Source organism: Candidatus Nitrospira salsa, assembly GCF_965152625.1.
In genome coordinates this window covers 63,060-76,321 of sequence record NZ_CBCUCO010000005.1, presented here as the reverse complement: position 1 = coordinate 76,321, position 13,262 = coordinate 63,060, and the positions used below count along the sequence as shown (strand labels likewise).

Here is a 13,262-nt window from a genome sequence, read left to right as displayed (position 1 = left end):
AAATGAATGGTTGCCGGTAAAATAGTTAAGGTTTTTCGGTGAGTTGCACGAATTTTTGATGAAATTCTTGTTTCAGATGTCTCACTCTCCATTGTTGTTTTCGCCATTTTATGATTGCTGTCCCGAGCAGTCCTATTCCAAACAACGCCAGTGTTGATGGCTCGGGTACTGGTGCGGCCGTCGCTGCAACTCCTGCTGAGTTGATGGTGAGGCTCAACACATCCGATTCACCTGGGAGAAGAGAAATTGAAAATGGTTGAGTTCTGTTGTCAGTAAGCAGACCACCGCCGAAATCCGAGTCTGAACTCACGGTAAGATCAAACAAGGAGCGATAGATATGGCTTTCGAGAGAAATTTCACTGACCGCAATAGCAAATTGAGCAGTAACAGGTGTGGCGTTCGTATCTACCAGATATGACCAATCTGCCTCGAAATCGATCGTATATGACTCAGTTTGAGAAAGATTGTTGATTGCAAGAATTCCCTGGGTAAAGGCAAATGACGAGGCAGTTCCTGAGATGGCCTCACCCGTGGCAATTGCTTGTTGAGAAAGACCATCGTTAACGAGCAGGTCATTCGTGTTATGGCCAATGACCGCAGCGTCGGCAAATTGATCGGCAAATGCGTTGCCCTCGGCTATTGAATCAGCTTCAATCACGAAGGCATTGCCTCTGATTCGCAAATCGTCAGGTTTTGAACCAAGTGTCCCTAAATGATTGGAGTAATCTGTGATGCTCAAATCGCCAAGAGTAATAACGTTGTAGATCGCATCAGCTCGAGAAAAGCTTGGAAAGCCCACCAGGACACTCAGTGAGAGTGCTATGACCATACTAAACTTCGCATCTTGCGTGTATTTCATTGTAAGGCTCCTTTTGGTTTATTAACGTTACGAGACGATGGATCTCTTTGGATCTCTTTTGTTAAAAATTTCGTCACTACTCTCTATTATGCGTTCAAGTCATTGCTCAACTTTTGTAGAAAAGTCCGTAGATGTGATTTTTTATGTGTGATAAAGTCATCATTCCCACCCATGTTCAAATGGAACTTTCTTGATGCAATATGAATCCATTTAGATTTTTCAGCCCGTATTAACTAAAGGATGGGTAGTGTGTCCGACTCGGATGTGCAGGTAGAAACAGCTTTCGGCTGTCAGGATCAGCAATTAGTGGATCTGATCGCGAATGTGGCTCAGGGAAATGAGCAGGCGCTTGGATGTTTGTATGACCAGACGTCTTCTCATGTGTACGGATTGGCGTTCCGTATCCTGAATGATCCAATGCTTGCCGAAGAAGTTACGATGGACGTGTATATGCAAGTATGGCGTCAAGCCTACGAGTTTGATCAAAAGCGTGGCAAACCGATTGTGTGGTTAACGGTCTTAGTCAGAAGTCGTGCCATTGATCGACTTCGCTCCAATCAGAAAGAGCGAACTAGTAAACAATCGCTAGACACGATTGAAGATGCCCCAGCGACAAAGGCGAATCCTGAAGAGTCGACCGCGTATAGTGAACAACGTCGTGTTCTTCAGCAGGCATTGGCCTCTTTGACGTCCGACCAACGGAAAGCGATTGAGATGGCCTATTTTGGAGGACTCACACATCGTGAGATTGCCGCTCAGATTGGAGAGCCGCTTGGGACCGTGAAAACTCGGGTACGATTAGGTATGGTAAAATTACGAAACATTCTTGGTCCATTGGAAAAAGGTCTTATCTCGTGACTCCTCAAGAACCCAGCGATGAAATGATTGAACAGGCTGCATTGTATGCATTGGGTGCGCTTGAAGGGCTAGAGCGGGAGTCCTTTGAAAAAATTGTGGCCGAAGGATGTGCGACCTGTCAGGCCGTCAAAGATTTTCAGGACATTGTAGGGCGACTGGGTTCTTCGGTGGCACCTATAGCCCCACCTGCTTCCCTTCGCGCGACATTATTACAACGTGTTGCAGTTGAGCAAAAAGCTAAAGGAGTAGAACCAACACGCGAACCTGACATGTCAACTGAAGAAGGAGGATTCACTGTCGTTCGATCGACAGACGATCTTTGGCGTGAAGTCGAATCTGGTATTCGTGTTAAGCCTCTTTCATTCGATAAAACTAATGGGCGAATGACGGTTCTTGCACGTATGGCACCTCATAGCCGTTACACGGCTCATCGGCATACCTCTCCTGAAGAGTTTTATATTCTGGAAGGGTCGTTGTTTTGTGGCGGATATTTACTGTATCCTGGTGATTATCATCGTGCAGAAGCTGGAACCGTTCATCATGAGACTTCGACGGAAGATGGCTGTTTGATGCTGATGATTTTCTCACCGAATAATGAGCTTCTTGAGTCGCTTGCCTAGTCGAACTTTTTTCATGACGAGTCTTCGCGTCTTCAATCCTAACAACAACCCTCCGATCTGTGTTTATTTTTTGGGAATTTTTAAAGAAGGCGCCAGATTGTTGGGAAGTTAAGTTCAACCTTCAACGGCTGATTGGCTTTCTTTTGATGACGCTCCAAAGTGCTGGGTCGCAAAGGCCACGCGATCTTCAAGCTTGACGAGGTTTTTGGATTCTTGTTCAACCATGTGCAGCCTTGGCAATAAGCCGGCTTGATTGGCAATTTGAATGTTCAAGCCTGGTCGGGCATTGAGTTCTAAAATGAGTGGTCCTTGATTTTTATCCAATACAAGGTCGACCCCTTGATATCCGAGACCTGTGAGTTCATAACATTGTGCGGATTGATGCAACAACGTTTCCCAATGCGGAATTTGGATGTTCGTAATGGATTGTTCCGTGTCTGGATGTTCCTTCACAATCTCATTTTTCCAGACGCCGCTCAATGTACGACCCGTTGCGAGGTCGATGCCCGCTCCGATCGCTCCCTGATGGAGATTGGCTTTCCCATCCGACATGCGTGTTGGCAAACGAACCATAGCCATGACGGGAACACCAAGGAAGACGATAATGCGGATGTCTGGAATCCCTTGGAAACTGATCTTTTCAAAGACAGGGTCAAACTTTACACGATATTCAATTAAAGCTTTGTCAGGGTGTCCGCCAAGGCTGTAGAGACCACTGAGAATGTTCGACACATGGTGATCGATTCCAGCTTGTGTGGTAAATTGACCGCTCGCTTTCCGGTAACGATGGGTTCGTCGGCCCGTAATGACCACAATTCCATCACCCCCGCTTCCTTGTGCCGGTTTAATGACAAAGTCATCATATGGCTTGAGCAAGGCCGCTAGCCCACGAACCTGTCGTTCGATTTCAACGACCCCGTAGAGCATTGGAACGGCCAAACCTGCCTCTTCAGCTAGACGTTTTGTGGTTAATTTATCATCAACGAGGGGAAAGAGATGACGGGGGTTATGCCAGAGCGTATAGCCCGCATTGCGATGGTTTAACCCCAAAACTCCATGATTGGCTAATGCTTTCCTGAGTGAAAACATGAAATTTATGCCCTGGTCGATCCTATTGCGTTAAGGCTTTAAAACGACGAAGTTCCAGGAGTCTGAATCCAGAGTATCGTCCCATTAGTAATGTTCCCGCCAGGAAGAGTAGCAGCAATTCCGGAAACACAAAGAGGAGGTGTTCCATGTATGGCATCGTCATCGCGAGATAGGTAAGAGAGGCGACAGCTAAACTCCCCAGTCCTTGCTGAATGGATTCACTCGCCCCTCGTTCTTCCCAGACGATGCACATACGCTCAATCGTCATTGTGAGAATGACCATGGGAAACAACGCGACAGAGAGCCCACGATCGAGTCCAAGCTTATGGCTGAGGACACTGAGTGTGGCCATCAGCAATATCACAATAATGAGAAGAGAGGCCAGGCGAGGAACGAGGAGAAGCTTGAGGTGTTCGAGATAAAAGCGTACCCCCAATCCTAGGGCCACAACGAATGAGAACAGAATAATTCCCCATATTAATTGAGTTTCTCGAAAGGCCAAGGCCATAAGAATGGGCATGAACGTCCCAAATGTCTTTATGCCAATGACGTTCCGAAGTATAAGTAACAACAATGCCCCCATTGGAACCATGAGTAAAATCCGATAGACCGCCTGTGCCTCAAGAGGCAGGCTAAAGAGAGAAAATTCTAACAATTCGGGGGAAGCGAGCTGAGTGTGATACATGGCCGCCTGTATGGCTTCTTCCTGGTTGGGGGCCACGGTCATGGTCATGGTGAGTCTGTCACCGCCGTCGATTTCTGTTAACGGCTGGAGTCCACGCCACCAGGTGAAGTAGTTACTTGGAATTTCAGGACTACCTGTTTCTGGATCATGTGACTTCCATTCGCCTTGCTCAAAAATTTGTAACCAGTGGACAATCGTGGCTTGTCGTTGAAATTCAGCGAGACGGACTCCATGGACAATTCGATTTGGGATTTTTGCAAGATCCAGAATGTCGGTAGCCAATTCCAGTTTATTTTCTGGCGTGTAATCTTTCGAAAGGAGCAATTGAAGGTTCGGGTCGGAGTTCGGATGTTTCATCCGAGAGAAGAGCTCGGCCACAAGGGTGGTGGCATCGGCTGACTTTTCTTTAATGTCAGTTAAAAGTGCTTGAGCTGCTGCCAATTGTGCGCCGAGTAGAGGGGGGATGGAAATGGCGGGAAGTCGAGACTCGGTGTGCGGATCATCAACCTCGACTCGTCGAACCGTGGCTCGATAATATAAGTGTTGCTTCCCATTTGCCTTTCGTATGGACCATGTGGCTCGTCGGTTCTCATCATCTTTGACCGTGGTTAACCCATATCCTTGAGAAATAAAGTTTTCATCGACGATCGCATATCGTCGAGTGTTCCTCGGTAACGCGAGCGAAGCCTTCACCGGCTTGTTTTTGGCAAAAAACGTGAGATGGACTTCGACGTTCCAAAGTTCAGCCTGTGTTTGCGGGACTAAGGGGAATTGTAGGACGACGGCCTTGTAGAGAAATAGACCAAGACCAATGACAGATAAACACAGAACCAGTAGGTACAGATGATGTTTGCTCAAGAATGCCTACTCTTCTTTTACGCAATTGGGTTCATGTTTGTAGGTCTCGGAGGAATCGACGACTGCCGTGCGTTTGAGGAAGTTTCGACCAACGAGCATGTTAAATTTGAAGTTTTTTCGATCGGCAAGATTGACTTGTACATTTTTTTTATAAATGTTTCCTAAGCATAAATCAAATTTCACCACTGGTCGTCGTTGAGAATGCGCCCCTTTTCTTTTGATTTTGACGTACCGGTGGACAGGCTTCTTAAGATTGACGCTCTGCCCTTCCTTCGTGGTCACCGTAAATTTCACCCAGCGTTCCGAATCACGAACAATATCTGAGAGATCTGACACATTGAGCGAAGAAGTATCTGCTCCGGTATCGACTTTGGCGTGAAGAAGGATATTTTCCGGGAGGATTTGAACCTTTTCAATCCATCCGACAATAAGTTTTGGGCTATAATCTAAAACCAATTCAGCGGTAGAATACGCTGGAGGTGTAAGAACCGCAAGACAACACAATGCCAAGAATAACCTTAAAAGTTTCAATGGATACTCCTTCGAACGCAACTTTGTCTGAAAAAAGTATTCTATTGAACGTTAATATTGGAGCCTTGGGCAGGTCAATTTAGTTGAAAATACTTTAGCATCAAAATTGCTTCGTGTGACTATACAGGATTTTTTAGGTTTATCAAGTGGTCTGAGGTCTGAAAGCATTGGTTTTTAATGGGAAATTCTCACGTATCTGAAGAAATAGTCAGAAACATTGATGTATTCTCACGTCGAATGAGAAGAAGGGCCGTATCCTTTCGTTTTAAGATGTCTTGTTGGCGTAGGAAGTCTTTAACCGTTTGCATGGATGTTTGATTAATGTCTAGGATGACATCGCCTTCCTCTAATCCTTGAGTGTCTGCCAAACTTCCCGGGGTGACTGTGCTGACGAGAACGCCACCCTTTCCCTGTACAAAATCCTTGGGAACCACCTCAACGGTCACGCCACCCAAAATGTGAACTTTATTGACCGGCTTCAGTTGAGGCGGGGAGCGTGTTTTGAAAGGAAATTCCCTGATTTTTACCGTCACGTCTTTTTCTTGTCCATCACGGAAACGTGTAATCGTGACCTGGGTGCCTGGTTTAGTAGTTTCAACAAAGGCTTGGAGTTGTCGTGGTTCGCTCACTGATTTTTCTTGAAAGGATCGAATAATATCCCTTCGCTGAAATTGAGCGCGATCTGCCGGTCCATTGTTCGCCAATTCTGTGATAACCACACCTTTGGCGATTGGGTCGTTGAGTTGTTTAGCGATAGCTGGAGTTAGCTTCTGTGTGGCGATTCCCATCCATCCACGAATCACCTTTCCATGTTGACGTAATAACGTTGAGATTGTGTTGGCCAGTTGGCTTGGAATGGCAAAGCCAATTCCCATATTGCCATGGCTTTCACGGAGTAACTCCGTGGTGATTCCTATGAGCTCACCTTTAAGGTTGATAAGCGCTCCACCGGAAAGACCTGAATTGACGACAATATCGGTTTGTATGAAACTTTCGTAGTCGATGACATCGAGACTTGCATGTCCCACGGCACTGATCACACCCATCGTCATGGTTTGGTTCAGTCCAAATGGGTTTCCGATTGCCATCACAATCTCGCCAACTTTGACATCGCGTGAATCGCCCCAAGTCAATGCAGGGAGATCATTCGCGTTAATTTTCAAAACAGCAAGATCGGTTTTAGGATCTTGTCCGACGACTTGTGCTGGAATTGATCGTTTATTATCAAGTAAGACACGTATATCATATGCCTGGTCAATAACATGATAGTTGGTCAGGATGTACCCATCTGAACTGATAATCACTCCGGAGGCAGAGAATCGTCCAGGACTCTCCGGGAGGGGGATTTCTTCATCAGGAACTGTATCGGGGTCGAAATATTGTTGAGGAAAAGGGTTATTGAAGAAAGGAAAAGGTTCGTACAGGCCGGTCTTATCCGTCACATGAGTTTTCACCGTGATATTGACGACCGATGCATGTGCCTTCTGCGCGACCTGCCTCAACGCGTGGGAAAACACCGATGCCTCAAGGATGGATGTTTTCTTGTCGACTTGTTCCTGCGGCCGTTGAGATTCTGATGCGAATGAAGTGTCTTTTGATAGAAAGGGTATCGTAATCAATGTGAGTGCGTAGACGAGCATAGGCACAAGTCGAGTAACACGATGCAATATTTGATACGTCTTTAAGAGTGTCGTGGGCCATACGATTTCATTCATTCCTTCCTCCGCAATATTCATGATCACTTTTGGATTACTTCAAACTTCCTAGGTGTTAAGTCATCTGTAGGCTGAGCAAAATCTATTCCACAATTTCTATTTGAAATCTTGACGCATAGTTGTCATTAAAAGTAGGTATCTGCTGACAATGGCATACGTTGAGTTTTGGCCGCAGACAAGTTGTCTGTGCGCGGGACAAGTTGTCTGCTTCGTAGAGGATGAGTTCATAGGAAAAGAGACGAATCTCTAATTTTAAGGCAGTTTTCTCGTAATGGCCAGAGTGAAATTTCGTGGGAAGCGTTAGGTACTTCCCTTGCATTGTCTATATGGTCTCTTGAGTAGAATTTTATTGAAGGGACTTTTACCCTTAATCACTCGGGAAGGATGAGCTATAGTCGGTTCAATTAACTTCCAATGTTTGACGTGGGTCATGACGCTGAGTGACTCGGATACCTTTGATGCTGGCATCAAAAAAATTATTATGTCCCTATTTTCGATTGTCCATCAGTCACGCTTGGTCTTGGGATCGATCGTATCCACTGAGGCCATCTATGATCACCATATTGAATGATCAGAGGAATCCTCAGTAAAGGTTGGACAGAGAAGACCAGTGGGGCGTTGAACGTTCATGGCCTCAGCACACCGCTAAGGCCATCTATGATTACCATATTGAATGGCCAGAGGAATCCTCAGTAAAGGGTGGACAGAGAAGACCAGTGGGGCGTTAAACGTTCATGGCCTCAGCACACCGCTAAGGCCATCTATGATCACCATATTGAATGGCCAGAGGAATCCTCAGTAAAGGGTGGACAGAGAAGACCAGTGGGGCGTTAAACGTTCATGGCCTCAGCACACCGCTAAGGCCATCTGTGATCAAAATATTGAGTGACCCTAGCGATTCTCAGTAAAGATTGAACCTACAAAGCCTGTGGAGCGTAGATCGTTCGTGGCCTAGCACCTCTTGGACCTTATTGGGATTCGCTATAGATGCCACCATAGGCGAGTCATGAGACTGTGTTTCCCTGGTTGATTCGTCCCTCATCTATTTTTAGATATGCCTAACTCGGGTGATGTGGACAAAAGGCGTGGTATTTGACAGAGTGAAGAATTCAAGACGATTGATGAAGCTTTCTGGCAGTAAAAATAGGGTCCATTGCAGGCCACGGGAGGAAAATATTCGAGATACCACACAAGATCTCAAGCAACGAAACGAAGAGCTTTCCCAAGTGAATGAACGTTTGGTGGGAGATCAACGGGAGTTGCTGAGACAGCAGCGTTTGGCCGTTCTTGGAAAACTCGTAGCAACAATGGCTCACAAAATCGGGACTCCGTTGACTGCGATTTCAGGACACCTTCAACTTTTGCTGGAAGATTCTCAACTTTCGCCCGAAGTCCAACAGAGGGTTCGTATCATCTTTCAGCAAACGCACCGACTCAATACAGTCATGCAAGATTTGTTGAATTTTGCGAGAACTCCGACATTGTCACTTGAGCCGGTTTCCATTCCGCAATGTTTAGACCAGGCCATGCAATTGTTTCTTCCAATTCTTGAAAAGCAGGGGATTCAGCTCAAGACTCATTATGTTTCATCGTTGCCGCTTTCGAGCGCTGACTTCCCCCAGATTCAGGAAGCCTTCAATAATCTCATCGACAATGCTATTGATGCTATGCCTAACGGTGGGCATTTGACGGTAAGTGCATGGCCACAACATGGGCCAGGAACTCTTGACCACGAACCAGGAATTTGTATTGAGATTCGTGATACAGGAACAGGGATTCCTTCCGAACTGCTTGAATCGGTCTTTCAGCCTTTTTTTACCACCAAAGGTATTGGTGAAGGAACGGGGTTGGGGTTAGCCATTGCCTCGGAAATTGTCCAACAACATAATGGTAAGTTGACGGTGCAAAGTGATGCGGGAAACGGCACAAATTTTTTAATGTGGCTTCCATCATGGAATGAGAGAACCTCATGACACCAGCTCGCGTCTTGATCGTTGATGATGACGTAGAAACCTGCGCTTTACTCCATGAAATTATGGAAAAAGAGGGATACGATGTGTGCATGACCCATGACGGTCAAACGGCATTGGATCTCATGACCGGTAAGCCTCCTGATGTTGTCCTCAGTGATATTCAGATGCCGGGAATCAATGGCATTGAATTGTTGACCTCCATTCACGAACGACAGCCGGAGATACAAGTGATCCTCTTAACAGCTTACGGATCATTGCATACTGCTGTTGAAGGCATTAAGGCTGGAGCCTTTGATTATTTGAGTAAACCCTTTGTTTTAGATGAAATCCGAACAGTCGTTCGTCGCGCCTTGGATCACAAGCGGCTGGTTGGAGAAACGTGGAGTGTTCGTGAACAGACTCTACCATCCAATCCTTTGAATAACATTCAGGGTAAAACTCCGGCGTTGGTGGCGGTGTACAAACTGATCGCCCGAGTTGCCCCAACAAACTCGACGGTATTGATTCAAGGAGAAAGTGGAACCGGCAAAGAGTTGATTGCCCGTGCCCTCTATGCCAATAGCTTACGCAAAGATGGTCCTTTTGTGGCGGTCGACTGTGGAACGTTAGCGGAAAACCTCTTGGAAAGTGAATTGTTCGGACATGAACGAGGAGCCTTTACTGGCGCGATTTCCAGCAAGAAAGGATTACTGGAGTCTGCTCAGCACGGGACCTGCTTTTTGGATGAGATCGGTGATATTTCCCCGGCGCTCCAAAGCAAATTGTTGCGTGTGATTCAAGAACATGAAATTCGCCGAGTGGGGGGAGTGGAGTCCATTCCTGTCGATGTACGTATTTTGGCTGCGACCAATAAGAATTTGAAGAAGTTGGTGGAAGCCGGAAAATTTCGTGAAGATTTGTACTATCGATTGAACGTCGTGGCGATGACATTACCTCCTCTTCGAGATCGCCTTCAGGATGTTCCGGAACTCGTGGACTTTTTTCTTGCAAAACATGGTCGGACTGGTTCGACGCCAGTTACCGCTGTCAGCTCTCAGGTGATGGAGCTGTTGATGCAGTATGATTGGCCAGGGAATGTCCGTGAGCTTGAGCACACGATTGAGCATGCCGCGGTTTTGGCGGGACAGTCAACAATCCTTCCTCAGGACTTGCCTGAAGTAATTACTTTGTCACACGCGAAAACCACCGTTCAGAATGGATGGAAGACTCTCGAACAACTTGAACGGGAGCATATACTTCAGGTCCTTGAAGCTTTCGGAGGTGATGAGTCTCGTGCCGCTGAGGTTTTGGGCGTGCATCGTAAAACGATTCAGCGTAAGCTGAAAGAATACGGCCTACTATAGTTTTTCCAAATTCGTTAACTATTCATATTCACTTTCTCTCTCTTCAATATTTCCTTCCCTCCATTTCATAAATCAACACGTTGGATCAAGTTTGTCGCGAAACTTTTTTCGCGACCTGGACAATATGTCCAAACTCTCATTTGAGATTGTGTCCCCTCTCATCGTCATTTGCGGAAATCCCTATTATTTTAAAGGCTATGAGTTGTGTGGATGGCATGATTTCAAACGGCGCGTATTATGCATGGTCGAGTCTCGTATGGTGGCATAAATTTTTTCGCAAGAGGAGAGGGAGCAATGGGTAGCGGTTCAATGCTGCATGGAGAAGTCCTTGATGTGAAAGGGCATGATTACCTGGTTCGTTTGGCAGACGGGAGCACCAAATTATTATATACGGACAACCGCACCTTCGGTAATGGTCCAGCCCATCCAGGTGAAGCCGTTTTAGCTTGCCTTGAAAACGATGATCGGATCTCGGTGTTGACTCGTGTTTTTTGGATTCCTATGACTTCCAAAGTCATCGTCCAACAATGAGTGAGTCGTATCAAAGATGGCACGGATTATCATCGTTGTTTATGCTGTCTGTCTGGATATCGTTTTACCGTCATCCCGTATGAAATACCAAAAGTACGGAGATGACTGAATAAGATTCGCGGCAGAATCTTCTTGGAAGAGTTCATTCCTATTTAAGACTTCTCACTGTATTCAGTCCCTAGCCATGCGAGGCCACGACCTCGAGCAATGTGGTCAGTCCAATAGATACGAGAATGCAGAACGAAGAGACATTAGAATGTCAAACCCTATGGGTAAGGTGGATCTTTCAATTGCGAGTTACTGTCTAGAATGATAGATGTTCCGTTTCATAAGCGAGTTGTCATTGGTATTGAAATCGAGGCCTATAGTATTAATGTGGCTGATCATTCAATTGGCCGGCGCCTCTCACGGCCCAAACCAGGCACATCGGAAGATGGGGAACGTTTTACGAGGGACGCCTCTATTGGAAGTGAATATAATAGTCGTCCATTTCAGACTGTGCGTGAGTCATTATTTCTTTTGAAAGCCGGACTCAGAAAGTATATGCGGAACTTATACCGCAGCCGGGACGAGGAGCTGGATTATCGAATTCCTTTGTTAGTCGGCGGGTGGACAAATCGATTTGCCGGAACTCATCTCCATATTTCACTCCACCAGAAGGCCTTGACGCAATCAGCCGCGTCCTCGCTTGCCCGGCACATTCATGATCAGATTCCATTCTTTATTGCCTTGGGAGCCAATTCGCCGATCTGGAATAGGCGTATGACAGGCCGAGCCTCGAATCGTGTTCTTCGAGGAAGCAATATTCATTTCGTTCCAGGGAAAAAAGGACAATTGACGTCGATTAATAACCAAGAACTGGTCTATAGCCCTGGCCGTAAAACGAAGCCAGCAACTTTGGAACTTCGCGTTCTTGATTCCAATGTACCGGAATATATTGTGGCAGCATTATGTTGTCTGAAAGCCGTTTGTTTGCGATGGTTGCGGGGCCTTCGAGTCGCCAATAGTCTGACACATCCCGAATATCTGCAAGCCCGTATGGACACGGCTACGAAGGGATTGTGTTGCCACATTCCTTGGCGAGGAGATTGGCTTCCTCTCTCGGATTATCTTGACCGATTCCTTTGGGAACACCGAGAGGAATTTGAACTGATGGATATTCCTGATGAAATTTTCGAAGTGCTGCGTCTCCTTAAGTGTGGCTATAACGGCTCTCGACTGCTTCATGATGCTGTGCTGATTGCTCAACACGAACATCCCCAGACATGGCAACGACGATTTGCGAAACGTTATCAAACGGGCTTGACCCACCTGCTAAGCGGCAATACTTTGCATGATTTTGCTCAGGAACTGCGAGTCCCTCTCCCGAATACACAACGCGTATGGTTGGGACGAGAACGAGGGTCGATTGATGAGTAGACGACGGTCCGTTCCGTTAATTGGTATTACCTGTGAGGCTGTTTCAACGCAACAAGACTTTGCCGACTATGATTTATTGTGTGATCATCGGTATAGCTTAATGGTGACCCAGGCTGGGGGCCATCCCGTCTTGCTTCCGATTGCACATCGGAAATCGTTGCTCCATCGCTATCTGGAGGGAATTGATGGCCTGGTAATTGTGGGTGGGGATGATTTGGATCCTCATTGGTATGGAGAGCATCCCAAGCGGATAACAAAAGTTGCGTTTCCCCAACGTTCGGAATTTGAGGCCTGGCTCTATCGAGCAGGGCGACGACGAAAACTCCCAATGTTTGGGATTTGTTACGGCATGCATTTAATCAATGTGTTGGAAGGCGGTACGCTGTATCAACATTTACGAGCTCCACGCTCTGGCCCTCGAATCGACCATCAAGGCCGATACAGTGGTGTACATGACGTGTCAATCCTTTCAAAAACTCGTTTAGCTCGGATTCTTGGGATTGGTCAAAAGCGGGTGGCGACCGAACATCATCAAGGCATCCGACTGCTTGCCAAAGGATTTATTCCATCGGCGATCGCAGCTGATGGCATCATTGAAGCAATGGAAGATCCCACGGCCCCTGAATTGTTTGCTGTACAATGGCATCCTGAGCGCTTGCCGAAGAGTCAGGCCACGCATCGGTTGTTCAAAGCTTTTATTCGAGCCTGTTCACGGTACCAACAGAATCGTGAGACCTAAGGCCGTCTTTCGGAGTACAGGAATAGGGGCTGTCGTAGATTA

The 13,262-nt window shown here is 46.6% G+C and carries 13 protein-coding genes; 8 read left to right on the top strand and 5 right to left on the bottom strand.

Features of this window, described 5'->3' with window-relative positions:
• Positions 1–25 precede the first annotated feature (25 nt).
• Positions 26–859 (bottom strand): PEP-CTERM sorting domain-containing protein, encoded by an 834-nt coding sequence (locus tag ACWQXP_RS20855; protein ID WP_454064812.1) that lies wholly within the window; start codon positions 857–859, stop codon positions 26–28.
• 249 nt (positions 860–1,108) lie between these two features.
• Between ACWQXP_RS20855 and ACWQXP_RS20850 the strand changes: the two genes are divergently transcribed.
• On the top strand, positions 1,109–1,717 hold the full coding sequence (locus ACWQXP_RS20850) for a sigma-70 family RNA polymerase sigma factor (protein ID WP_454064811.1): 609 nt from the start codon (positions 1,109–1,111) through the stop codon (positions 1,715–1,717).
• Positions 1,714–2,337 (top strand): cupin domain-containing protein, encoded by a 624-nt coding sequence (locus tag ACWQXP_RS20845; RefSeq protein ID WP_454064810.1) that lies wholly within the window; start codon positions 1,714–1,716, stop codon positions 2,335–2,337. Before ACWQXP_RS20850 ends, ACWQXP_RS20845 begins: the two co-directional genes overlap by 4 nt.
• Before the next feature lie 114 nt (positions 2,338–2,451).
• Here the strand turns inward: ACWQXP_RS20845 and ACWQXP_RS20840 are convergent, their stop codons facing one another.
• From ACWQXP_RS20840 to ACWQXP_RS20825, 4 genes are all read right to left on the bottom strand, one after another.
• Positions 2,452–3,426 carry an alpha-L-glutamate ligase-like protein gene (locus ACWQXP_RS20840; protein ID WP_454064809.1) on the bottom strand — a complete coding sequence of 325 codons (975 nt, stop codon included), beginning with the start codon at positions 3,424–3,426 and terminating at the stop codon, positions 2,452–2,454.
• Positions 3,427–3,448: 22 nt separating this feature from the next.
• On the bottom strand, positions 3,449–4,969 hold the full coding sequence (locus ACWQXP_RS20835) for an inactive transglutaminase family protein (protein ID WP_454064808.1): 1,521 nt from the start codon (positions 4,967–4,969) through the stop codon (positions 3,449–3,451).
• Positions 4,970–4,975: 6 nt separating this feature from the next.
• Complete coding sequence (locus tag ACWQXP_RS20830; RefSeq protein ID WP_454064807.1) at positions 4,976–5,500, bottom strand: ATP-dependent zinc protease family protein; 525 nt, start codon at positions 5,498–5,500, stop codon at positions 4,976–4,978.
• A 188-nt stretch (positions 5,501–5,688) separates the two neighbouring features.
• Positions 5,689–7,215 carry a trypsin-like peptidase domain-containing protein gene (locus tag ACWQXP_RS20825; RefSeq protein WP_454064806.1) on the bottom strand — a complete coding sequence of 509 codons (1,527 nt, stop codon included), beginning with the start codon at positions 7,213–7,215 and terminating at the stop codon, positions 5,689–5,691.
• Positions 7,216–7,645: 430 nt separating this feature from the next.
• On the opposite strand from ACWQXP_RS20825, the gene ACWQXP_RS20820 reads away from it, so the two are divergent.
• The 6 genes from ACWQXP_RS20820 (at position 7,646) to ACWQXP_RS20795 (ending at position 13,220) form a co-directional block, all read left to right on the top strand.
• Entirely contained in the window at positions 7,646–7,786 is a 141-nt protein-coding gene (locus tag ACWQXP_RS20820) for a hypothetical protein (protein ID WP_454064805.1), read from the top strand.
• A 550-nt stretch (positions 7,787–8,336) separates the two neighbouring features.
• Positions 8,337–9,188: a sensor histidine kinase gene (locus ACWQXP_RS20815; protein WP_454064804.1), complete on the top strand. Its 852-nt coding sequence runs from the start codon at positions 8,337–8,339 to the stop codon at positions 9,186–9,188.
• Positions 9,185–10,531 (top strand): sigma-54-dependent transcriptional regulator, encoded by a 1,347-nt coding sequence (locus tag ACWQXP_RS20810; RefSeq protein ID WP_454064803.1) that lies wholly within the window; start codon positions 9,185–9,187, stop codon positions 10,529–10,531. The genes ACWQXP_RS20815 and ACWQXP_RS20810 overlap by 4 nt, the downstream gene beginning before the upstream one ends.
• Before the next feature lie 294 nt (positions 10,532–10,825).
• Positions 10,826–11,062 (top strand): hypothetical protein, encoded by a 237-nt coding sequence (locus ACWQXP_RS20805; protein WP_454064802.1) that lies wholly within the window; start codon positions 10,826–10,828, stop codon positions 11,060–11,062.
• A gap of 309 nt (positions 11,063–11,371) precedes the next feature.
• Entirely contained in the window at positions 11,372–12,481 is a 1,110-nt protein-coding gene (locus tag ACWQXP_RS20800) for a hypothetical protein (RefSeq protein WP_454064801.1), read from the top strand.
• Entirely contained in the window at positions 12,474–13,220 is a 747-nt protein-coding gene (locus tag ACWQXP_RS20795) for a gamma-glutamyl-gamma-aminobutyrate hydrolase family protein (RefSeq protein ID WP_454064800.1), read from the top strand. Before ACWQXP_RS20800 ends, ACWQXP_RS20795 begins: the two co-directional genes overlap by 8 nt.
• Positions 13,221–13,262 lie beyond the last annotated feature (42 nt).

Excerpts from the sequence above, each read along its gene's own strand:
- ACWQXP_RS20855 (WP_454064812.1), bottom strand. The coding sequence starts at position 859 with ATGAAATACACGCAAGATGCGAAGTTTAGTATGGTCATAGCACTCTCA.
- ACWQXP_RS20840 (WP_454064809.1), bottom strand. The coding sequence starts at position 3,426 with ATGTTTTCACTCAGGAAAGCATTAGCCAATCATGGAGTTTTGGGGTTA.
- ACWQXP_RS20825 (WP_454064806.1), bottom strand. The coding sequence starts at position 7,215 with ATGAATGAAATCGTATGGCCCACGACACTCTTAAAGACGTATCAAATA.
- ACWQXP_RS20820 (WP_454064805.1), top strand. The coding sequence starts at position 7,646 with ATGACGCTGAGTGACTCGGATACCTTTGATGCTGGCATCAAAAAAATT.
- ACWQXP_RS20815 (WP_454064804.1), top strand. The coding sequence starts at position 8,337 with ATGAAGCTTTCTGGCAGTAAAAATAGGGTCCATTGCAGGCCACGGGAG.
- ACWQXP_RS20810 (WP_454064803.1), top strand. The coding sequence starts at position 9,185 with ATGACACCAGCTCGCGTCTTGATCGTTGATGATGACGTAGAAACCTGC.
- ACWQXP_RS20805 (WP_454064802.1), top strand. The coding sequence starts at position 10,826 with ATGGGTAGCGGTTCAATGCTGCATGGAGAAGTCCTTGATGTGAAAGGG.
- ACWQXP_RS20800 (WP_454064801.1), top strand. The coding sequence starts at position 11,372 with ATGATAGATGTTCCGTTTCATAAGCGAGTTGTCATTGGTATTGAAATC.
- ACWQXP_RS20795 (WP_454064800.1), top strand. The coding sequence starts at position 12,474 with ATGAGTAGACGACGGTCCGTTCCGTTAATTGGTATTACCTGTGAGGCT.